The sequence below is a fragment of the Streptomyces sp. NPDC041205 genome (assembly GCF_055591765.1).
Genome location: NZ_JBVIZH010000002.1, coordinates 346,603 through 367,854, shown reverse-complemented (window position 1 = coordinate 367,854; position 21,252 = coordinate 346,603). Strand labels below are relative to the sequence as shown.

Here is a 21,252-nt window from a genome sequence, read left to right as displayed (position 1 = left end):
CGACCCTACGCCGAGTCGTCGCGCAGTCGGAACCAGTAGAACCCGTGCCCCGCGAGTGTCAGCAGGTACGGCAGTTCACCGATGGCCGGAAAGCGCACTCCGCCGATGAGTTCGACGGGATGGCGGCCGTTGAATGCCTGCAGGTCGAGTTCGGTGGGCTGGGCGAAGCGGGAGAAGTTGTGCACGCACAGGACCAGGTCGTCGCCGTCCTCACCGGTGGAGGGCGCCTCGCGCAGGAAGGCGAGCACCGCCGGGTTGGACGAGGGCAGTTCGGTGTACGAGCCGAGGCCGAACGCCGGGTTCTGCTTGCGGATCTCGATCATGCGGCGGGTCCAGTGGAGCAGCGACGACGGCGAGGACATGGCGGCCTCGACGTTGGTGACCTGGTAGCCGTAGACCGGATCCATGATCGTGGGGAGGTAGAGGCGGCCCGGGTCGCAGGAGGAGAAGCCCGCGTTGCGGTCGGGTGTCCACTGCATGGGGGTGCGCACGGCGTCCCGGTCGCCGAGCCAGATGTTGTCGCCCATGCCGATCTCGTCGCCGTAGTACAGGATCGGCGATCCGGGCAGCGACAGGAGCAGGGCGGTGAACAGCTCGATCTGGTTGCGGTCGTTGTCGAGGAGCGGGGCCAGGCGGCGGCGGATGCCGATGTTGGCGCGCATGCGCGGGTCCTTGGCGTACTCCGCGTACATGTAGTCGCGTTCCTCGTCGGTGACCATCTCCAGGGTCAGCTCGTCGTGGTTGCGCAGGAAGATGCCCCACTGGCAGCCGGACGGGATGGCCGGGGTCTTGGCGAGGATCTCCGACACCGGATAGCGGGACTCGCGCCGCACGGCCATGAAGATCCGCGGCATCACCGGGAAGTGGAACGCCATGTGGCACTCGTCGCCGCCGTGCGCGAAGTCGCCGAAGTAGTCGACGACGTCCTCGGGCCACTGGTTGGCCTCGGCGAGCAGCACCGTGTCGGGGTAGTGCGCGTCGATCTCCGCGCGGACCCGCTTGAGCAGGTGGTGGGTGCGCGGCAGGTTCTCGCAGTTGGTGCCCTCCTCCGCGTACAAATAGGGCACGGCGTCCAGGCGGAAGCCGTCGATGCCGAGGTCGAGCCAGAACCGCAGGGCCGAGATGATCTCCTCCTGGACGGCCGGGTTCTCGAAGTTGAGGTCCGGTTGGTGGGAGAAGAAGCGGTGCCAGTAGTACTGCTTGCGGACCGGGTCGAAGGTCCAGTTGGAGGCCTCGGTGTCGACGAAGATGATCCGGGCGTCCTGGTACTGCTTGTCGTCGTCCGCCCAGACGTAGTAGTCGCCGTAGGGTCCTTCGGGGTCGTTGCGGGAGGCCTGGAACCACGGGTGCTGGTCGCTGGTGTGGTTCATCACGAAGTCGATGATCACGCGCATGCCGCGCTGGTGCGCGCAGTCCACGAACTCCACGAAGTCCGCGAGGTCGCCGAACTCGGGAAGGACCGCCGTGTAGTCGGACACGTCGTAACCGCCGTCGCGCAGTGGCGACTTGAAGAACGGCGGCAGCCAGAGGCAGTCCACGCCCAGCCACTGGAGGTAGTCGAGCTTGGCGGTGAGGCCCTTGAGGTCCCCGATGCCGTCGCCGTTGCTGTCCTGGAAGGAGCGGACCAGGACCTCGTAGAAGACGGCGCGTTTGAACCAGTCGGGGTCGCGGTCCTTGGTGGGTGTGTCCTCGAAGGTGTCCTGGACGGGCTCGTTGAAGATCATGTTGTGGGTGACCCTCCGATCAGCGGTGAGGACGGTCGCAGGACGAGCACGTGCGCGGGGGCCCGGCCCGGGTCGAGGCGCACGTAGTTGGTCCTGCCCCAGTGGTAGGTCTCGCCGGTGAGCTCGTCGCGCACCGGCACGGACTCGTGCCATTGGAGCCCGAGCTGTGGCATGTTCAACGAGACGGTGGCTTCCTGGGTGTGGTGAGGGTCGAGGTTGACGACCACCAGAACCGTGTTCGAACCGCCGGTGTCCGCCGCCGACTTGGAGTAGGCGAGCACCGAGTCGTTGTCGGTGTCGTGGAAGTGCAGGTCACGGAGGGTGGCGAGGGCCGGGTTGGCGCGCCTGACCCGGTTCAGGGTGCTGATCAGGGGCGCGATCGTGGTGCCCGCGCGCTCGGCGGCCGCCCAGTCGCGCGGGCGCAGTTGGTACTTCTCCGAGTCAAGGTACTCCTCGCTGCCGGGGCGCGCCGGGGTGTTCTCGCACAGCTCGAAGCCGCTGTACACGCCCCACGTCGGCGAGAGCGTCGCGGCGAGCACCGCGCGCGCCGCGAACGCGGGCCGCCCGCCCTCCTGGAGGTAGGCGTGCAGGATGTCCGGGGTGTTCACGAAGAAGTTGGGCCGCAGGTAGTGCGCGGTCTCACCCGCCAACTCCCTTAGGTACTCGGTGAGTTCCTGTTTCGTGTTGCGCCAGGTGAAGTACGTGTACGACTGGTGGAAGCCGATCGCCGCGAGGGTGCGCAGCATCGCGGGGCGGGTGAAGGCCTCCGCGAGGAACAGCACGTCCGGGTCGGTGCGGTGGATCTCGGCCAGCACCTCCTCCCAGAACACGACGGGTTTGGTGTGCGGGTTGTCGACGCGGAACACCCGCACGCCGTGGCTCATCCAGAACCGCAGCAGCCGGACCGTCTCGGCCACCAGGCCCGGCAGGTCACGGTCGAAGGCCAGCGGGTAGATGTCCTGGTACTTCTTCGGGGGGTTCTCCGCGTACGCGATGGTGCCGTCGGCCCGGTGGGCGAACCAGTCGGGGTGCTTGTCCACCCAGGGGTGGTCCGGCGAGCACTGGAGCGCGAAGTCCAGGGCCACCTCCAGGCCGAGCCGCGCCGCCTCGGCCACGAACGCGTCGAAGTCGTCCAGGGTGCCGAGGTCCGGGTGGACGGAGTCGTGGCCGCCCTCGGGGGAGCCGATGGCCCAGGGCACGCCGACGTCGTGGGGGCCGGCCGACAGGGAGTTGTTCGGGCCCTTGCGGAAGGTGCTGCCGATGGGGTGGATCGGCGGCAGGTACACGATGTCGAAGCCCATGTCCGCGACGGCGGGCAGCCGCCCCGCGGCCGTGCGGAAGGTGCCGCTGACGGGCGGGGCGCCCTCGCGCACCACGGCGCCCTCCGAGCGCGGGAAGAACTCGTACCAGGCCCCGAAGAGCGCCCGTTCGCGGTCGACCCGCAGCGGGAACTCCGCGCTGGAGGCCAGGGGTTCGCGCAGCGGATGGCGGGTGAGGACGGCGTCCACCTCGGGGGTGAGGGCGGCGGCGAGTCTCGCGGCGGGCTGCCGGGTGCGGTCGCGCAGCGCCTCGGCGGCGGCGCGGAGGATCTCGGCGGGGGCGGTCGTTGCGGCCGGGGGCGTGGACACCTCCGCGGCGGCCCGTTCGTACAGCCGGGCGCCCTCCTCCAGGACCAGTTCGGTGTCGATGCCCGCGGGTATCTTGATCGCCGCGTGCCGTCGCCAGGTCGTCACCGGGTCGCCCCACGCCTCCACGGCGAAGGTCCACTCGCCCTCCCGGCCGGGCGTGACCCGCGCGCCCCACCGGTCGGTGCCCGGCGCAAGCTCCCGCATCGGGGTCCAGGGGCCGGGGCGCCCCGAGGGATCCCGCAGCACGACGTTGCCGCCCACCGCGTCGTGCCCTTCGCGGAAGAGGGTGGCGGTGACCTGGAACGTCTCGCCGACGACGGCTTTGGCGGGGGCGCGGCCGCCGAGCACGACCGGTGCCACGTCCAGGACGGGGACCCGTCCGGTACGGGGTCGTACGGTGAACTCCCTGGACGCCTTACGGGGTTGAGGCATGACCGCTCCTGTTCCGCGTGCGAGTGGGCGGAGATGAGTCGTGGAGGGGTTCCGCGGCGCACCCGCACCGGGCCCGTGGGGGGGCGTGTGCGCGTGCGTACCGGAGGAGCCTTCCCACGCTTCTCGGGTGGGCAATCCGGCGCTCTGTTAACTACTCGCGCGTAACGGCACGCACAAGACCGACCGCTCCCCGAGCATGGTCCGAAAGGAACGGAAACCGGCCCCGCCCGGGTGGGCGGAGCCGGTCCCCGCGCTGGCGCGCCGTCGGCGCGACCCGTACGAATTGGCCGATTACAGGCCGCTCACCTGCAGCAACCTGTTCGGCGACCCGGCCCCGGGGCCGGACACGCGGCCCTTGACGGAGCGCGCGACGAGCGCCTTGGCGACATCGGCGGGCCGTGCCGAGGGATGGCCGGAGAGATACAGCGCGGCCGCGCCCGCGACGTGCGGCGCCGCCATCGACGTACCCGACGAGACCGCGGACGCGGTGTTGTTCCTGTTCGACGCGGACCGGATCGCCACGCCCGGCGCGAACAGGTCGAGGCCCGCGCCCCGGTTGGAGAACGCGGCGCGGGCGTCAAGGCGGTCGGTGGCGCCGACCGTCAGGGCCTGCTCGACGCGGGCCGGTGAGGACTGGCTGACGGGCTTGTTCTCGTTGCCCGCCGCGACCGTGTACGTCACGCCCGACGCTATGGACGCGCGGACGGCCGCGTCGAGTTGGGCGTTGGGCGGGCCGCCGAGGCTGAGATTGGCGACCGCGGGCTTCCGTGCGTGCCGGGTCACCCAGTCGATGCCAGCGAGGACCTGGCCGAGGGTGCCGGTGCCCTCGTCGTCGAGCACCCGCACGGCCACGACCTTCGCCTTCTTCGCGACGCCGTACTTGGTGCCCGCGACCGTGGCGGCCACATGCGTGCCGTGGCCGTTGCCGTCCTGCGCGACCCCGTCGTTCTGCACGAAGTCCCGCCCGGAGCGGGCACGTCCGGCGAAGTCCCGGTGCGAGGTGCGCACGCCGGTGTCGATGACGTACACCGTGACGCCCGCGCCCGCCCGCCGCGGCGCGGTGTACGACTTGTCGAGCGGCAGCCGCTTCTGGTCGATGCGGTCCAGGCCCCAGGACGGCGGGTTCTGCTGGCGCGCGCCCGTGCGCACGCGGGTGTCCGGGACGACGGACGCGACCGCCGGGTCGGCGGCGAGGCGGGCCGCCTGCGCCGCGTCCGCCCGTACGGCGAAGCCGTTGAGCGCCGCGCTGTACGTGCGGTCGATGCTCGCCCCGTACCGCTCGGCGAGGTCGCGGCCCGCGTCGGACGCGGCGCTCGTGCCCGGCGCGAGCGTCACGACGTACCCGAACCGGGCCGCCCCCGGGCCGGTGGGCGTGTCGGGGCCCGCGGGCGCGCCGTGCGCGGTGGTCGGGACGATCGAGAGCGCGGCCGCCGTGACGGCGGCCGCCAGAACTCCCTTGATCCGTAGGTGTCTTGCCCGTGGTTCAGCCATGACTGGATTCCCTCCCCTGGGTCCGACGGCAGGTCCCGCCGGGGTGCGCGCGCGTCCGCGGGCACGGTGTTCGGCGGCGCCGTCCCCCGCAGCGTCTCGTGCGGGGAGAAGTGCGACAAGGCCGCACCAGCGGGTGGAACGGGTGCTATCGGCACGAAGCATGATCAAAGCGCCGTGCATCCAAGCTCTGACTTGGCGCCATACGAGCAAATCCGAGGATTGACTTGGGGTTTGGGGGTTCGGGAAGATCACATCAGGGCCCTGGGCGGCAACCCGTCCCGGACCCCCGCCGCAGTCCGGACTCCGGCGGGGGAGCGGGCGGGTGCCGACCCGACCCGGACCCACCGCGCGGACCGGCCGACCGGGCCGGCCCGCGCCGACCCGGGCCGGAGCGTCGGCGGGGCGTCCCCGTCCGCGTTGACAGCACGCGGAAACGCCGTCTGTAATGGGCGGGTGCCGCGTGGCACCGGCCGAAGAGCAGTGGGCGGGCCGGTGACCGGGTGAGCACCCACACCAAGGGACATGACCTTGCGTACACATCACTTCACCTCGCCGCGCACCGGCACGACGTCCTCGACGTGACCGTGCCCGCGCGCCGGGCCCTCCGAGCCTGAGCGCGCCCGCGCACCCCCCTTTTTTCTTCTTTCCTGCTTCCTTTCCTGCTGTCTTCTCGCGGTCCGCGTGCCGCGCACCCACCTGTCTGGAGAACCCCTTACGCATGTCCACGCCCACCCTCGCCGACAAGCTCCTCGAAGTGCACGACTGGCTGCGCGAGCAGCTGGTCCAACTGCGTGCCGAGGCCGCCGCGCACTTCGCCGAGCGCGCCGCCCACCAGGGGCCGGGGCAGCCGCCCGCGCCCGGCCTCGGGCTGCAGATCCGGCAGCGCTGCCTGGAGTTCTGCGACGCGCTGACCTTCCACCACACCGGCGAGGACGACCACGTCTTCCCCGGCGTCGCCGCACACCACCCGCACCTGCGGCCCGCCCTGGAGCGGCTGAGCGCGGAGCACCGCGCCATCGCCCGGCTCAAGGAGAGCCTCGTCGGGCTGCTCGCCGACCTCGCCGCGGCCGACCCCGGGGAGTTCCTCGGGGAGTTCGACCGGCTCGCGGCGGACCTGACGGAACATCTGGAGTACGAGGAGACCTGGCTGGTTCCGGTCCTCGCCGAGGTACCGTTCCCGCCGGTAGATCCCGCATCTGAGGAAGGAACAACAGTGACCACTGAGCAAAGCGTCGTGCGCGTCAAGGACTTCGACCACCTCGTCCTGAACGTCGGGGACGTCGAGCGCGCCCTGGACTTCTACTGCGGCACCCTCGGCCTGGAGCCGGTCCGGGTCGAGGAGTGGCGCGCCGGGAAGGTGCCGTTCCCCTCGGCGCGGGTCAGCCCGGTGACCATCATCGACCTGGTCTCGGGCGAGCGCGGCGAGTCCAACGTCGACCACATCTGCCTGGTCGTGGAGCCGCTGGACTGGCAGGAGGTCATCGACTCCGGCAGGCTCACCGTCCTGGAGGGCCCGGTCGGCAGATTCGGCGCCAGAGGCAGCGCCGAGTCGATCTACGTGCGCGATCCGGACGGGAACTCCGTGGAGCTGCGCTGGTATCCGCAGGACCGGTGACCGCGGGCCCTCACAGGACCCGGCCCGAGACGATCGGCCCCTTGCCCGACTCGGCGAACACCGCGCCGCCGAGGAAGAGGGGCGTGTACAGCGTCTTCGGCTCCGGGCCCGTGGCGGAGTAGGGGATGGACCAGGTGGTGACCCGCTCCGCGTCGCCGCTGAGCGGAACACCGCGGACGTCGTGCGAATTCACGACGAACACCCGGTCCCCGGACAGCGCGAGCGCCGTGGCGTCGCCGCCCGCGGGCAGGTCCCACAGCCTCTTCCCCGACCGCCAGGCGTAACCCGCCAGGCGGTTGGGGGTCCGGGCGCCGGGGGAATGGGCGATGACCAGGACGTCGGCGGTGCCCACCACCGGCGGGGCGAGCGGCTTGCCCGCCCCGATGGTCCGGCGCACGGCGAGGGTGTCCCCGTCGAGGACCCGCACCCCGTCCTCCGTCCGGGACCAGCAGACCACCGCGTCGCCGTGGCCGAGGAGGCTGTCGCACCGCGGCTTCGCGACGCGGGCGGTCCGGTCGCCGTCCTTGGCGGACAGCGCGACCACGCCGCCGTTCTCCAGGGCGGTGTACAGCGCACCGCCCCGGACGAGCGGGGTGCCCTGGGGCTTGCCCTTGATCGTGGTCCGCCAGATCTCGTCGCCCGTCACGGCGTTCCTGGCGCGCACGGTGGTGGTGTACGGGTCGGGGGCGCCGTCGAGGTTGAACTCGGCGGTGTACACCACCCCTCGCGTGTACGTCATCGAGATCAGGCCCGCGTACCCGGGCGCCTTGTGCCGCCAGACCACCTCGCCCCGCTTCACGCCGAGCGCGCTGACGCCTCGTTCGCTCGGGACGAAGACCCGCTTGGCGTCGGACTCGGGAGGAACCTCCTGGAAGCCGCTCGGCGCGGTGGAGAAGCCGGGCGTCGACCAACGGTCGGCACCCGTGGCCGCGTTGAGGGCCCGCGCGGCGCCGCGCCCGTCCCGGCACACGAGCGTGTCCCCGGCCAGGACGCAGCCCTTCCCCATGCCGTCCATGCCGCCGGACCGCTCGCGGGACCAGAACCGCCAGCCGTCCGGACGCTCGGCACGCCCGGCCGCCGACGGGCCGAACTCGCCGGAGTGGTCCTCGTTCCCGTACGCGGTGACCACACGGTCGGCCGCGACCCGCGGAGCGCTCGGCGCCTTCTTCGACGGTTCGCCGCCCGGACGGTCCCGCAGCGCGTCCGGCAGCGTCACGGCGGCCACCGCGAGCCCGGCCGTGGTGAGCGTCGCGGCCAGGACCCACAGCCGACGGCGGCCGCGCCGGGGCGTGGCGGCGGCGGGCGGCGGGACCGGCCGTGGCGCCGGAGCCGCGCCGAGCGTCGGGGACGGCTCGGCGCGCAGCCTGGGCCCCGAGCTGCCCGCCGTGGTCGCGGCGTCGGCGAACCCGCCCTGTTCGTGGGCGCGTTCGCGGTCCGCCACGGCTTCCCGGTACTCGGCGAAGAGCGACAGGACGTCGGCGGGCCACGGGAAGGGGGAGGGGCCGGGGGACGGGCCCGGGGACGCGCCGCTCTCGGGCTCGGACAGGGCTCTGGCGAGGTCCGCCGGGGTGGGGCGGCCCTCCGGGGCGGGACGCAGGCACGCGGCGAGGGTGTCGCGCAGCTCGGGCGGTACGCCGGACAGGTCGGCGTCGCCCCGCACGATGCGGAAGACGACGGCGGCCGCCTCCGGGTCGTCGAAGGGTCCGTGGCCGGTCGCCGCGTGGCACAGGACCGCGCCGAGCGAGAACACGTCCGACGCGGGCACGACCGCGTGCGAGCCCTCGATCTGCTCCGGGGCGAGGAAGCCCGGCGTGCCCACCAGGACGCCCGTCATGGTCAGGGCCGTCGCCTCGAAGGCCTGGGCGATGCCGAAGTCGATCAGACGCGGCCCCTCCGGCGCGAGCAGCACGTTGCCCGGCTTCAGGTCCCGGTGCAGGACCCGCGCCCCGTGCACGGCGGTGAGCGCGCGGGCGAGCGCGGCACCCAGCGCGCGCACCGCGGGGACGGGCAGCGGACCGCGGCGCTCGACCACGTCGGCCAGGGACGGGCCCGCGATGTACTCCGTGGCGAGCCAGGGGCGTTCGGCGTCCGCGTCGGCGTCCACCAGGGCGGCGGTGAACGGGCCCGTGACGGCCCGGGCCGCGGCGATCTCCCGCCGGAAGCGCACCCGGAACGCGTCGTCCAGGTCCAGGTCCTGCCGCACCACCTTCACCGCGACCAGCGCGGACGCGCCCTGCCCGTCCCGGCGCGCCAGGAACACCTCGCCCATGCCGCCCGCGCCGATCCTGGCGAGCAGGGTGTGCGGGCCGATGCGGCGGGGGGCGCCCGGAGGGAGGGGGGCGAGCATGGGACTCCTCGGGTCGGTTCAGGGGCGGTTCGGGCGGTTCGGGGCGGTGCGGGGGGCAGTTCGGGCCGGGGGACGGGCCTTGCCGGGGAGGTGGCTTGCCAGGGAGACGGCCTGCTCGGATTCGGCCCGCCGGGGATTCGGCCCGCTAGGGAATGGCCACCGACGAGATCCGGCCCTCGTCGTAGACGATGTGCGCCACGCCCCCGAGGGCAAGGACGGTCGGCGGGCGCAGCGTCTCGGAGATGACCGTGGCGGCCGCGTTCGGAGGCGGCTCGGGGCGGTCGCCGGGCGCACCCGGCACCGGAAGGCGGGTGGCCTTGCCGTCGCCGGGGCCGAGCGCAAGCGTGTACAGCGCCGCGCTGCCGGCGTAGACGACGCGGTTGCCGAGGATGAGCGGAGCCGAGGGCGGGACGTTGCCCTTCGGTGTCCGCTCGGAGTACAGGGACTTGCCCGTGCGCAGGTCGTGCACGAGGACCCGGCCCGCGCGGCCGTCCTTGACCACCGCCACGGCGTTGTTCACGGCGGTCACGACGGGCGCCGGGCCGCTGCCGTCGGACGACGGGTACGGCAGGGGGCCGTCCAGCCTCTTGAGGGTGCGTGGCGTCAGCCGCAGCATCGGCGGGCGCGCCGCCGAGCTGCCGCCCTCGTCGTAGGCGGCGCACAGCACCGCCTTCTCGGTCGCGAGGACCGCGCCGCAGGAGTCCGAGGACCGGCCGACGAGGTCACCGGTCCGGGCGTCGTACGCGGCGAGGCCCTTCTCCCGGTCGGCGTAGACGACTCCGTCGCGCAGGGCCCGTATCCCGTAGAGGTTGAGGTCCACCTTGGCCCGCGGGGCCTCGCCGAGCCGCTTCTCCCAGAGGGGGCGGCCGGTGGCGGCGTCGTACGCGTACAGGGACGGCGCCGGGTCGTCCTCCTGGACGAACGGCACCTGCGCGACGACGAGGACGACGTCGTCGTCGAGGAACGGGGTCCGGCTGAACACGCGCCGCTCGTCCGGGGGTTCGGCCTTCCAGAGGACCTTGCCCGTCGTGGAGTCGCGCAGTTGCAGGACGCCGTCGCGGGCGATGGCCGCCCTGCCGCCCCTGACGGCCGGTTCGAGGCGGTCGCCGGGCATGAAGAAGGACCCGCTCGGCCCGTAGTACGCCTCGTCCATGCCGCCCTCCGGGTCGACCTTCCCGGACGTCCACAGCCGCTTGCCGTCGCTCGTGCGCACGGCCTCGTACGTGCCGTTCGTGAGCAGGCACACGAGGGCGCGGGTGTCGGCGGAGCAGCCCATCGGAGCGTGGCCGAGCTTGCCGCGCCAGGCCTTCCAGCCCTTGGGGCGCTGGGTCGCGATCTGCGGCACGGACCCCGACGCGTCCGCCGTGCCGCCGCCGCTCACCTCGGCCCGCGCGATCAGCTTCCTGATGGCCGCGGGGTCCTTCGGGCCGGGCTCGACCCAGCCGCGCTCCGCGCTGTTCCCGGGGCCCTTGGTGCTCCCGCCCCCGCCATCACCCCCGCCCCCGTCCGACGTCCCAGGACCCCACACCGCGAGCGCGCCGCCGAGCGCCGCCGCCACCACGCCGACGGCGACGATGCCGAGGACGGCCCGGCGGCGCCGGGAGCGTGCGGGACCGGCGGCGCCCCCCGGCACGGGCGGCGGGGAGCCGCTCATCGTCGGCAACTGGTGCGCGCCGCCGGGACCGCGCCCGGCACCCGCCCCCGCCGCCTCGGCCGCCGACTGCCCCGCCGCGGCCCCCGCCTGCCCCGGCGCCGTCGCGGGCCCGTCCTGGGCCGTCGCCGGATGCCCGGCCCCGGCCGCCGCCTCCGGCCACACCGGCACCGGCAGCAACGGCCGCCCCGAGGCGCACAGTTGCTCCACGTCCCGGCGCGCCTCGGCTATCCGGGCGCGGACGGGCTCGGGCCACTGGGGGGCGTCCGCCGCCTCCCGGAGGGCGCCGAACCGTTCGACGAGGTCGGCCGGCGCGGGCCGTTCGTCCGGGTCGCGCACGAGGCAGGCCGCGAGCACCGACCGCAGCTCGTCGGGCATCCCGCCGAGGTCGGTCTCGGCCTGCGAGACCCGGTACAGGACGGCCGCCACAGGACCGTCGCCGAAGGGATCGCGCCCGGTCACCGCGTAGGTGAGCACGGACGCGAGGCAGAAGACGTCGGACGCCGCCACCACGTGTCTGCCGCCCGCCACGTGCTCGGGCGACATGAAGCCCGGCGTGCCCACGAGGAGCCCCGTCGACGTCATGGTGGACGCGGCCTGCGCCCGGGCCACGCCGAAGTCGATCATCTTGGGCCCGTCGAGGGCGAGCAGGACGTTCGCGGGCTTGAGGTCGCGGTGCAGCGCCCCCGCCTCGTGCACCCCGGCCAGGGCCCGCGCCAGGCCCTCGCCGAGGGAGGCGACGGCGCCCGCGGGCAGCGGTCCGTGGCGGCGCACGGCCTCGGCGAGGGTGGGGCCGACGACGTACTCCGTGGCCAGCCAGGGCTGTTCGCCGTCGGTGTCGCTGCCGACCAGGCGCGCCACGTACGGGTTGGTGATCGAGGCGGCGACCTCGGCCTCCCGCCGGAAGCGGCGCTGGAACACCGCGTCCGTCGCCAGCTCGTTGCGGATGGACTTGACGGCGACCAGGTCCCCGGGCCCGTACCCGGACAGTTCGAGCGGCCGCGCGAGGAACACCTCGCCCATGCCGCCCGCGCCGAGCCGCGCCAGCGTCTCGTACGGGCCGATCCGGCGTGGTGACGCCTCCCGAAGCTGGCCGATCATCCCCCGTACCCCCTGTGACCGCGTGAACTCTCGTGACCGGGGGTCACGTTATCCCTGCGGCAGCCCCTCTGGCGCGGCAGGTCCACGTCAATGTGGGGCGCCTCGGGTGCGCCCCGTGCGCCGTGGTTGCCGAGCCCGCGCGCCGCTACCTTCGATACGCCGACAACGTCACGTACGTCTTTCCGACAGAGGTGCCCCTTGAAAGCCATCCGTCGATTCACCGTACGTCCCGTCCTGCCCGCCCCGCTCGGCCCGCTCGCCGAGCTCGCCCGCAATCTGCGCTGGTCCTGGCACCCGGCGACCCGCGAACTGTTCCGCGACGCCGAGCCGGCCCTGTGGGAGGCCGCGGGCCGCGACCCCGTGCGGCTGCTCGGCTCGGTGCCGACCGCGCGGCTCACCGCACTCGCCACCGACGACGGCTATCTGCGGCGCCTCGGCGAGGCCGCGGACGACCTGCGCGAGTACGTCACCGGGGAGCGCTGGTACCAGGAGCGGCAGCGCGAGCCGGGCGGCGAACTGCCCGGCGCCATCGCCTACTTCTCGCCCGAGTTCGGCGTCACCGCCGCCCTGCCGCAGTACTCCGGCGGGCTCGGCATCCTCGCCGGCGACCACCTGAAGGCCGCGAGCGACCTCGGCGTGCCCCTCATCGGCGTCGGACTGCTCTACCGGCACGGCTACTTCCGCCAGTCCCTGACCCGCGACGGCTGGCAGCAGGAGCACTACCCCGTCCTCGACCCCAACGAGCTGCCCCTCACCCTGCTCCGCGAGACCGACGGCACCCCGGCCCAGGTGCGGCTCGCCCTGCCCGGCGGCCGGTCCTTGCGCGCACACGTCTGGCAGGCGCAGGTCGGCCGCGTACCGCTGCTCCTGCTCGACTCCGACGTCGAGGAGAACGACCCGGCCGCCCGCGAGGTGACCGACCGGCTCTACGGCGGCGGCAGCGAACACCGCCTCCTCCAGGAGATGCTGCTCGGCATCGGCGGCGTGCGGGCCGTGCGCGCCTACTGCCGGCTCACCGGGCACGCCGAACCCGAGGTCTTCCACACCAACGAGGGCCACGCCGGGTTCCTCGGCCTGGAACGCATCCACGAACGCGTCGGCGACGGGCTCGGCTTCGACGCGGCCCTGGAGTCCGTGCGCGGCGGCACCGTCTTCACCACCCACACCCCCGTACCCGCGGGCATCGACCGCTTCGACCGCGAACTGGTCGCCCACCACTTCGGCCCCGACGCCGAACTGCCCCGCATCGACGTCGAGCTGATCCTGCGCCTGGGCATGGAGACCTACCCCGGCGGCGAGCCCAACCTCTTCAACATGGCCGTCATGGGCCTGCGCCTCGGCCGCTGCGCCAACGGCGTCTCCACCCTGCACGGCAAGGTCAGCCGGGAGATGTTCCAGGGCCTGTGGCCCGGCTTCGACGCCGAGGAGGTGCCCATCACCTCCGTCACCAACGGCGTGCACGCCCCGACCTGGGTGGCCCCCGAGGTGATCCGGCTCGGCGCCCGCCAGATCGGCCAACGGCGCACCGACCAGGCCCTGTCCGTCGGCGGCTCCGAACGCTGGGACGCCGTCGCCGACATCCAGGACGGCGACATCTGGCTGCTGCGCCGCGAACTGCGCGCCCAGCTCGTCGACGAGGTCCGGCGGCGGCTGCACCTCTCCTGGCGCCAGCGCGGCGCCGCCACCGCCGAGCTGGGCTGGATCGACGAGGTCCTCGACCCCGACGTCCTCACCATCGGCTTCGCCCGCCGCGTCCCCTCGTACAAACGCCTGACGCTGATGCTCCGCGACCAGGACCGGCTGATGGAGCTGCTCACCCACCCCGAGCGGCCCGTGCAGATCGTCGTCGCGGGCAAGGCGCACCCCGCCGACGACGGCGGCAAGAGGCTCATCCAGGACCTGGTGCGCTTCACCGACGACCCGCGCGTGCGCCACCGGATCGTGTTCCTGCCGGACTACGGCATGGCGATGGCCCAGAAGCTGTACGCGGGCTGCGACGTCTGGCTCAACAACCCGCTGCGCCCCCTGGAGGCCTGCGGCACCTCCGGCATGAAGGCCGCCCTCAACGGCTGCCTCAACCTGTCCGTCCTGGACGGCTGGTGGGACGAGTGGTTCGAGCCCGACTTCGGCTGGGCCATCCCCACCGCCGACGGCGCCGCCACCGACGACCACCGCCGTGACGAGCTGGAGGCCGCCGCGCTCTACGACCTCCTGGAGCGCCGCATCACGCCCCGCTTCTACGAGCACGGCCCCGGCGGCCTGCCCGACCGCTGGATCGAGATGGTCCGCAGGACCCTGACCCGGCTCGGCCCGAAGGTGCTCGCGGGCCGCATGGTGCGCGAGTACGTGGAGCGCCTGTACGTCCCCGCCGCCCGCGCCCACCGCATGCTCGTGCCGGAAGCAGCCACCTCCCTCGCCGTCTGGAAGTCCCGGATCCGCGCGGCCTGGCCCCGCGTCGCCGTCGACCACGTGGAGGCCTCCGCGATCGGCGCCACCGCCGAACTCGGCGCCACCCTCGCCCTGCGCGTCCGCGTCCAGCTCGGCGACCTCACCCCGGACGACGTGGAGGTCCAGGCCATCGCGGGCCGCGTCGACCCGGAGGACCACATCGCCGACGCCACACCGGTACCACTGAAGCCCGCGAGCGGCCCCGACACGGAGGGGCGCCTCCTGTACGAGGGCCCCCTCGCCCTGGACCGCACGGGCCCGTTCGGCTACACGGTCCGCATCCTGCCCGCCCACCGCCTCCTGGCGGACGGCGCGGAGTTGGGGCTGGTGGCGGTGCCTTCGGAGGGGACGGGGGAAGGGGCAGGCGTCCTCATGCGGTGAGGGGAAGTGCCCCGAAGGGGCGCGGGGAACTGCGCGACCAGCCACAGCGGACCCGCGGGTTCGAACACAGTGGTGCGGGCGGCACCCGGGGTTCGGTACCCCCGGGTGCCGCCCGGCTCTACAGGCCCAGAGGCCCGGTTACTTGACGTTCACGCCGGTCCACGCGGCCTCGACGGCCTTCTGCTCGGCAGAGTCCGCGCCGTAGAGCTCGGAGGCGGCCTTGACCGTGTCCTTGCGCGCCTGCGCGTAGTCCGTCGTGGTGGTGAAGTACGTGGTGAGCGCCTTGAACCAGATCTTCTCGGCCTTCTCGCGCCCGATGCCCTCGACCTTGGAGCCGTCCTTGGTCGGGCTGTCGTACTTGACGCCGTTGATCTCCTTCGCGCCGCTGCCCTCGCTCAGCAGGTAGAAGAAGTGGTTGGCGATGCCGGACGAGTAGTGCACGTCGACGTTGCCGGCGTTCTCGTCCCAGTAGTCGAGCGACGAGCCGTCCTTGGAGGGCTTGTCCATGTAGCGCAGCGGGGTGCCGTCGCCGTTGATGTCGATCTTCTCGCCGACCATGTAGTCGCCCTTGTCCTGGGCGTTGTCGGCCTTGAACTCGACGGCGGCGGCGAAGATGTCGCTGGTCGCCTCGTTGAGGCCGCCGGACTCGCCGCTGTACTCCATGTTGCCGGTGGCCGAGGTGACGCCGTGGGTCATCTCGTGCGCGGCCACGTCGATGGACGTGAGCGGCTTGGCGTTGCCCTCGCCGTCGCCGTACGTCATGCAGAAGCAGGAGTCCTGCCAGAAGGCGTTGACGTAGTTGTTGCCGTAGTGCACGCGGGACGTGGCGCCCTTGCCGTCGCCCTTGATGCCGCTGCGGCCGTGCACGTCCTTGTAGTAGTCCCAGGTGAGACCCGCGCCGTAGGCGGCGTCGACGGCCGCGGTCTGGGTGTCGGCCGGCTTGCCGGTGCCCCAGGTGTCGTCCGCGTCGGTGTACAGCTTGCCGCCGCTGGAGCCGTGGTTCAGGTCGAGCGTCTTGTGGCCGCCGCGCCCGCCGTCGGTCAGCTCGAAGCCGCTGCCCGCCTTGGTGGAGCCCACCTCGACGTCGCCGCTGTACTGGCTGTGGCCCTTGCCGTTCTCGACGGCCTGGTACTGGAACAGCTTCTTGCCGGTGGCCGCGTCCGTGATGACGTGCAGCTCGCTCGGCGTCCCGTCCTTCTGCGTGCCGGTGACGACCGTCTCGAAGGCCAGGGTCGGCTTGCCCTCGGCCGCCCAGACGACCTTGCGCGGCGCGTTCGCGTCCGCCTTCTTCGTCTCGCCGGTCTTCGCCGCCGTCGACTCGGCGGCCTTCGCGACCGCCTTCGGCGCGAGCTTCGCGCTGGTCGACCTGACCTTCACGGAGGCCTTCGTGGCCTTGCTGACGCCCTTGACCGCGCCGCTCTTGGCGGTGTGCACGACCAGGTCGCCGCCGAGGACGGGCAGGCCGTCGTAGGTCCGCTCGTAGCGGGTGTGCGTGGTGCCGTCGCGGTCCTTGACGACGTCGCGGACGACGAGCTTCTCCTTGGCTCCGAGGCCGATCTTCTCGGCCGTGGCCGCCGTCTTCGTCTCGGCGTCCTGGATCAGGCCGGTGCGGACGGAGGCGGAGAGCCGCATGGGGGAGGCGGCGGAGGCCTCGGCGGCGTTGCCGCTGACGTCCTGCTGTGCGGAGGCGCCGGTGGTCAGTCCGGCGGTGAGCAGCGCTCCGGCGGCGACTGCGGTGGCGATGACCAGGGTGGAACGCTTCCTTGATATGTGGGGGGTCACGCAAGCTCCTTGTGTGGGGGAGCCCGGGTGGCATGGGGGACCACCCGGGCCGATAAGTGCTGTGCGGGATGTAACTGGTGCGCCGTGCGGGGGAAGCGTGCCATTTGGGCCAGGTACATGTCATGACCTTGATTGAATGTTGGCCAAAAGAAGTTCGTTGGCCGAAGGTCAAGGTCCGCAATGCGAACAGTGGGTGAAGCCGCGGGTGAAGAGGGGTGCCGTCCCGGGCGGTTGGCGGAAACATGCTGCCCGGGACGGCGTTGTCGTACGTCGCCGTGGCTACGACGTCGTGTTCATCGCGTCACGCCCAAGGCGTCCTGACTACGGCCGCGTACCGACGTTGACCGCGGCCCACGCGTTGGCGACCGCCTTGTACTCGGCGCTGGCCGTGCCGCCGAACAGCTCGCTCGCGGCCGTGAGGGTGCCGGTGCGCGCCGCCGCGTAGTTGGTGGTCGTGTTGAACTTCGTGGTGAGTGCCCTGAACCAGATCTTGGCGGCCTTGTCGATACCAATTCCGGTCACGGGCTTGTTGTCGTACGTCGGCGAGTCGTAGGAGACGCCGTTCACGACCTTCTTCCCGCTGCCCTCGCTGAGCAGGTAGAAGAAGTGGTTGGCGATGCCCGAGGAGTAGTGCACGTCGACGTTGCCCGCGCTGCTGCTCCAGTTGTCGAGCGAACGGCCGTCCTTGGAGGGCTTGTCCATGTAGCGCAGCGGCGTGCCGTTGCCCCGGATGTCGATCTTCTCGCCGACGAGGTAGTCGCCCACGTCGCTCGGGTTCTTGGCGTTGAACTCGACGGCGGCGGCGAAGATGTCGCTGGTCGCCTCGTTCAGACCGCCGGGCTCGCGGCTGTACTGCATGTTGCCCGTCGCGGCCGTGACGCCGTGGGTCATCTCGTGCGCGGCCACGTCGATGGACGTCAGCGGCTTGGCGTTGCCGGAGCCGTCCCCGTACGTCATGCAGAAGCAGGAGTCCTGCCAGAACGCGTTGACGTAGTTGTTGCCGTAGTGCACGCGCGAAGTCGCGCCGCGGCCGTCGTTCCTGATGCCGTTGCGGCCGTGCACGTTCTTGTAGTAGTCCCACGTCAGCGCCGCGCCGTAGTGGGCGTCCGCGCCGGCCGTCTCCGCGTTGGAGGCCTGGCCGTTGCCCCAGACGTCGTCCGGGCCCGTGAACAGCGTGCCGGAGCCGGACGTGCCGCGGTTCAGGTTGCGCGTCTGGTGGTTGCCGCGCGCCGTGTCGGTGAGCGTGTACTGCGTGCCCGACTTCTGCGTGGTGAGCTGCACCTGGCCGCTGTACTGCGTGTTGCCGGTGCCCTTGTGCACGCCCTGCCACTGGCGGAGCTTCTTGCCCGTGGCCGCGTCCGTGACGACGTGCAGCTCGTTCGGCGTGCCGTCCTTCTGCAGCCCGCCGATCACCGTCTCGTACGCCAGGACGGGGGCGCCGTCGGCGAGCCACACGACCTTGCGCGGCGCCTGCGCCGCCTTGGTCTTCGTGGACTTCTGCGACTTGGCCGCGCCGAGCGCCTGCTTCTCGGCCGCTGCGGGCTTCACCTCGGCCCCGGTGTCGGTGCCGGCGAGCCGGGCCTTGGAGGCGCGGTTGACGTCCGTCACCTTGCCGCTCTTGTCGGTGGCGACCACCATGTCGCCGCCGAGGACGGGCAGTCCGGCGTAGGTCCGCTCGTAGCGGGTGTGCGTCGTGCCGTCGCGGTCCTTGATGACATCACGGACCACGAGCTTCTCCTTGGCGCTGAGGCCGAGGGTGTCGGCGGTCGCCGCCTTCGCCGAGTCGGCGTCGCGGAGCAGTTCGGCGCGCTGCGACGGGGAGAGCTTCGCGGGCAGGGCGCCGGTGTCGACCTTGGTGCCCGAGGCCGGGTTGTCGGCTGACGCGGTGCCCGCCTGCACGGCCATGCCGAGGAGGGCGGCGACGGCCGTGAAGGTGCCGATGGCGGTGGTGCGTCGGCGGGCGGAACGTCTGCGGGGTGTGGGGGAGTTGCTCAACACGGACTCCTTCTGCGCGGCCGCTGGTGGAGCGGCCAGGGGGCGACCGGACGGCGGGTGACCGTCCGGGGCGGAGCAGGCAGTACGTGGTGCGGTGAGCTGAGGTGCGTGGTGCTGTTCGCTGTGGTGCGGTGCGCACGGTGCGGTGCGGTGCGCGGGAGCCGCCCACGCGTGAGTGCGCGTGCGACTGGTGAGGGGAAGAGTGCCATTCGAGACAGGGACATGTCAGGTCGGTGAACGTACTTTGGCTGGATTCCGTTCGGTGCCCGAATTTTTGAGTCCGGTATGCGGTTTCTCGCGGGGGCGCGGTGAGGGGGTGCGGTGGGGGTGCGGTGGGGACGCGGTGGGGTTGCGGTCCTTCGCCTTCGCTCCGGTTGGGGGGGCGGGGCCGTGCCGGTATGTCCGTGCTCGCGTGTGTCTCGTCGTCGACAGTTCCTGTGCGCCCGTCGTGGTGGGCCGAGCTGCGCGCGGACATACCGGCACGTCCCCTCCGGTTCGGATGGCGGGGATCGGTCCGGTGGGGGGTGCGGTCAATGCCGGCTGCCTCTACCTGCTGTGGGCAGCTGGGCCGTCCAGAGGGTGGTGGGGGTCCCGCCTGCTCGGGCGAAGCCGAGAGCTCGGGGGAGGGGGGGCACGGCCCCGGCCGATGGCGCCCGTGATGTAGAGGGGAGGGGAGGGGGGTGTGGCCTGGTAGGGGCGCGCTTAAGGGCGGGTGTGGCCCGTCGTGCGTTCGGTGTGGGCTGAGTGGGGGGTCGGCCACGGCTCGGGCGGCGGTGCTTCGTGGTGTAGGCCGGTGAGCGTGGCGCGGACGACGCGCTCCGCCTGGCGGTCCGCGGCCTCCGGGCCGTCGACGGCGATGAGGCCGTCGGCGAGCAGAACGGCGAGCCCGTGGACGGCCGTCCAGACGACGAAGTCGGCTCCGGGCCGGGTCGAGGCCGCCAAGTGGCCGGATTCCACCAGGAGGTCGAGCTCGGCGTCGAGGACCTGGTGGGGGTGCGGGGCCGGGCGGTCGACCCCGCACTCCTGCCCCTGCCCGGCCGGCGAGGCCCCCGCCCCGAAGGCCAGCCGCGTCACCGCCGGATCCTCCAGCGCCGCGCGCACATAGGCCTGTCCGACGGCCACGAGCCGCCGGTGCGGGTCGGTCGCGTCGGAGAGGCCGACGGCCCGGCCCATGCGCTCACCGAGCTGGCCGAGCACGCGCTGCGACAGCGCCCTGACCAGCGCGTCGCGCGAGGCGAAGTGGTGGTACGCGGCACTGGCGCTGACCCCGACCCGGGCGGACGCCTCCCGCAACGACCAGCCGTCGACGCCGCGTTCGCGGACCAGCGCCTCGGCGGCGTCCAGGAGCGCGCCGCGCAGGTCTCCGTGGTGATAGCGCCCTCGCCCCGTACCGCTTCCCGTGCCCTTTCCCATGCGCCGGATCTTAACAGCGCTCAGATTGGTGTTACGGTGCCCGTGCAATCTGAACGCTGCTTAGATTGGAGGGGTCATGGGCGCGCAGGGACCGCTGGAGGGGCCGGTGCGGGGGCCGGTGGAAGGGGTGCCGGACGGGGTGTCGGAGGGGGCGGGGGAGGGGGTGTCGCCGGGTGCGGCGGAGAGTGCGCGCACCGCGGCCGCGGAGACCGCCCCCGATCTGACCACCGCACCCCCGCCCCTCGTGCGCGGAGAGCCCGTCGAGGTGGCCGACGGCGTCCACGTGATCCCCGACGGGCGCGTGGAGCTGGTCCCGAACGTGGGCATCGTCGTGGGCGCGGACGCCGCGCTGGTCGTCGACACCGGCATCGGCCCGCGCAACGGCGCGTACGTCCTGGAGCGCGCCCGAGAGCTCGCGGGCGACCGGAGGCTCTATCTCACCGTCACGCACTTCCACCCCGAACACGGCTTCGGGGCCCAGGCGTTCAAGGGCGCCGCCACGATCGTCTACAACCAGGGCCAGCGCGCCGAGCTGCGCCGCAAGGGCGCCGCGTACCTCGACATGTTCAAGGGCCTGAGCGACACCGTGGCGGCCGAGCTCGAGGGCGTCACGCTGGTCGACCCCGACGTGACCTACGAGGGCCGCGCCGAGCTCGACCTCGGCGGCCGCGTCGCCGAGCTGCGGACGGTCGGCCCGGCGCACACGGCGTCCGACCAGACCGTCCTCGTCGACGGCCGGGTGCTGTTCGGCGGCGACCTCCTGGAGACCCGGATCTTCCCGATCGCCCCGTACTTCCCGCCGTACGACACCGACGTCGACGGCGACCGCTGGATCGCCGTCCTCGACGAACTCCTCGCCCTCGACCCGGAGATCGTCGTCCCCGGCCACGGCGAGGTGACCGACGCGTCCCTGATCCGCGACGTCCGCGACTACCTGGTGTACGTCCGCGCTGAGACGCACCGGCTGCGGACCGGGGGCGCCTCCGCCGACGAGACGGCCGCCGCCGTCGACAAGACCGCCCGCGCCCGCTGGAGCACCTGGGAACGGCCGGAGTGGATCGCCCTCGCGGCCCGTGCGTTCTACGCGGCCGGGGGCGCCGTCTGAGCACGTGCGGGTGTACGCCGACGCGCGGGCGTTGCGCGCGCCCGCCGAGTCCGGATGATGGGCCTCGTCGCGGTGCGGTCGACGCCTGCGGCGAGTGGTCCACCGTGCTCACCCCCGAGCCCGCGCGCCGGGAGCCGGG

General features: G+C 72.8%; 11 protein-coding genes and 1 pseudogene. 4 read left to right on the top strand and 8 right to left on the bottom strand.

The genetic code is table 11. The features are described from left to right. Window positions 1-5 precede the first annotated feature (5 nt). From treS to ACZ6BG_RS08560, 3 genes are all read right to left on the bottom strand, one after another. On the bottom strand, window positions 6-1,724 hold the full coding sequence (treS, locus tag ACZ6BG_RS08570) for a maltose alpha-D-glucosyltransferase (RefSeq protein ID WP_468452256.1): 1,719 nt from the start codon (window positions 1,722-1,724) through the stop codon (window positions 6-8). Beyond that, on the bottom strand, window positions 1,721-3,784 hold the full coding sequence (locus ACZ6BG_RS08565; protein WP_468998688.1) for an alpha-1,4-glucan--maltose-1-phosphate maltosyltransferase: 2,064 nt from the start codon (window positions 3,782-3,784) through the stop codon (window positions 1,721-1,723). Before ACZ6BG_RS08565 ends, treS begins: the two co-directional genes overlap by 4 nt. 291 nt (window positions 3,785-4,075) lie before the next feature. Further along, entirely contained in the window at window positions 4,076-5,275 is a 1,200-nt protein-coding gene (locus ACZ6BG_RS08560; RefSeq protein ID WP_468998686.1) for a S8 family peptidase, read from the bottom strand. 718 nt (window positions 5,276-5,993) lie between these two features. Between ACZ6BG_RS08560 and ACZ6BG_RS08555 the strand changes: the two are divergent. Both ACZ6BG_RS08555 and ACZ6BG_RS08550 read left to right on the top strand, forming a co-directional pair. After that, window positions 5,994-6,425 (top strand): annotated as a pseudogene (locus tag ACZ6BG_RS08555) (hemerythrin domain-containing protein); the annotation flags it as partial. 84 nt (window positions 6,426-6,509) lie between these two features. Next, window positions 6,510-6,890, top strand: a complete 381-nt coding sequence (locus ACZ6BG_RS08550) for a VOC family protein (RefSeq protein ID WP_469000143.1) — start codon at window positions 6,510-6,512, stop codon at window positions 6,888-6,890. A gap of 10 nt (window positions 6,891-6,900) precedes the next feature. On the opposite strand, the gene ACZ6BG_RS08545 is transcribed toward ACZ6BG_RS08550, so the two are convergent. Together ACZ6BG_RS08545 and ACZ6BG_RS08540 are read right to left on the bottom strand one after the other, a co-directional pair. Beyond that, window positions 6,901-9,237: a protein kinase domain-containing protein gene (locus ACZ6BG_RS08545; RefSeq protein WP_468998683.1), complete on the bottom strand. Its 2,337-nt coding sequence runs from the start codon at window positions 9,235-9,237 to the stop codon at window positions 6,901-6,903. A gap of 145 nt (window positions 9,238-9,382) precedes the next feature. Then, window positions 9,383-11,989 carry a protein kinase domain-containing protein gene (locus ACZ6BG_RS08540; RefSeq protein ID WP_468998679.1) on the bottom strand — a complete coding sequence of 869 codons (2,607 nt, stop codon included), beginning with the start codon at window positions 11,987-11,989 and terminating at the stop codon, window positions 9,383-9,385. A gap of 198 nt (window positions 11,990-12,187) precedes the next feature. On the opposite strand from ACZ6BG_RS08540, the gene glgP reads away from it, so the two are divergent. After that, complete coding sequence (gene glgP, locus ACZ6BG_RS08535) at window positions 12,188-14,818, top strand: alpha-glucan family phosphorylase (protein ID WP_468998676.1); 2,631 nt, start codon at window positions 12,188-12,190, stop codon at window positions 14,816-14,818. 138 nt (window positions 14,819-14,956) lie between these two features. On the opposite strand, the gene ACZ6BG_RS08530 is transcribed toward glgP, so the two are convergent. The 3 genes from ACZ6BG_RS08530 to ACZ6BG_RS08520 form a co-directional block, all read right to left on the bottom strand. Beyond that, window positions 14,957-16,600 carry a M4 family metallopeptidase gene (locus tag ACZ6BG_RS08530; protein ID WP_468998673.1) on the bottom strand — a complete coding sequence of 548 codons (1,644 nt, stop codon included), beginning with the start codon at window positions 16,598-16,600 and terminating at the stop codon, window positions 14,957-14,959. Between the two features lie 321 nt (window positions 16,601-16,921). Continuing rightward, entirely contained in the window at window positions 16,922-18,595 is a 1,674-nt protein-coding gene (locus tag ACZ6BG_RS08525; protein WP_468998671.1) for a M4 family metallopeptidase, read from the bottom strand. 702 nt (window positions 18,596-19,297) lie between these two features. Continuing rightward, window positions 19,298-20,008, bottom strand: coding sequence for a TetR/AcrR family transcriptional regulator (locus tag ACZ6BG_RS08520; protein WP_468998669.1), 711 nt, complete (start codon window positions 20,006-20,008; stop codon window positions 19,298-19,300). A gap of 76 nt (window positions 20,009-20,084) precedes the next feature. Here ACZ6BG_RS08520 and ACZ6BG_RS08515 point away from each other — a divergent pair, with 76 nt between their 5' ends. After that, the gene (locus ACZ6BG_RS08515) at window positions 20,085-21,113 is read left to right on the top strand and encodes an MBL fold metallo-hydrolase (RefSeq protein ID WP_468998667.1); all 1,029 of its coding nucleotides are present in this window, start codon (window positions 20,085-20,087) and stop codon (window positions 21,111-21,113) included. Window positions 21,114-21,252: the final 139 nt, after the last annotated feature.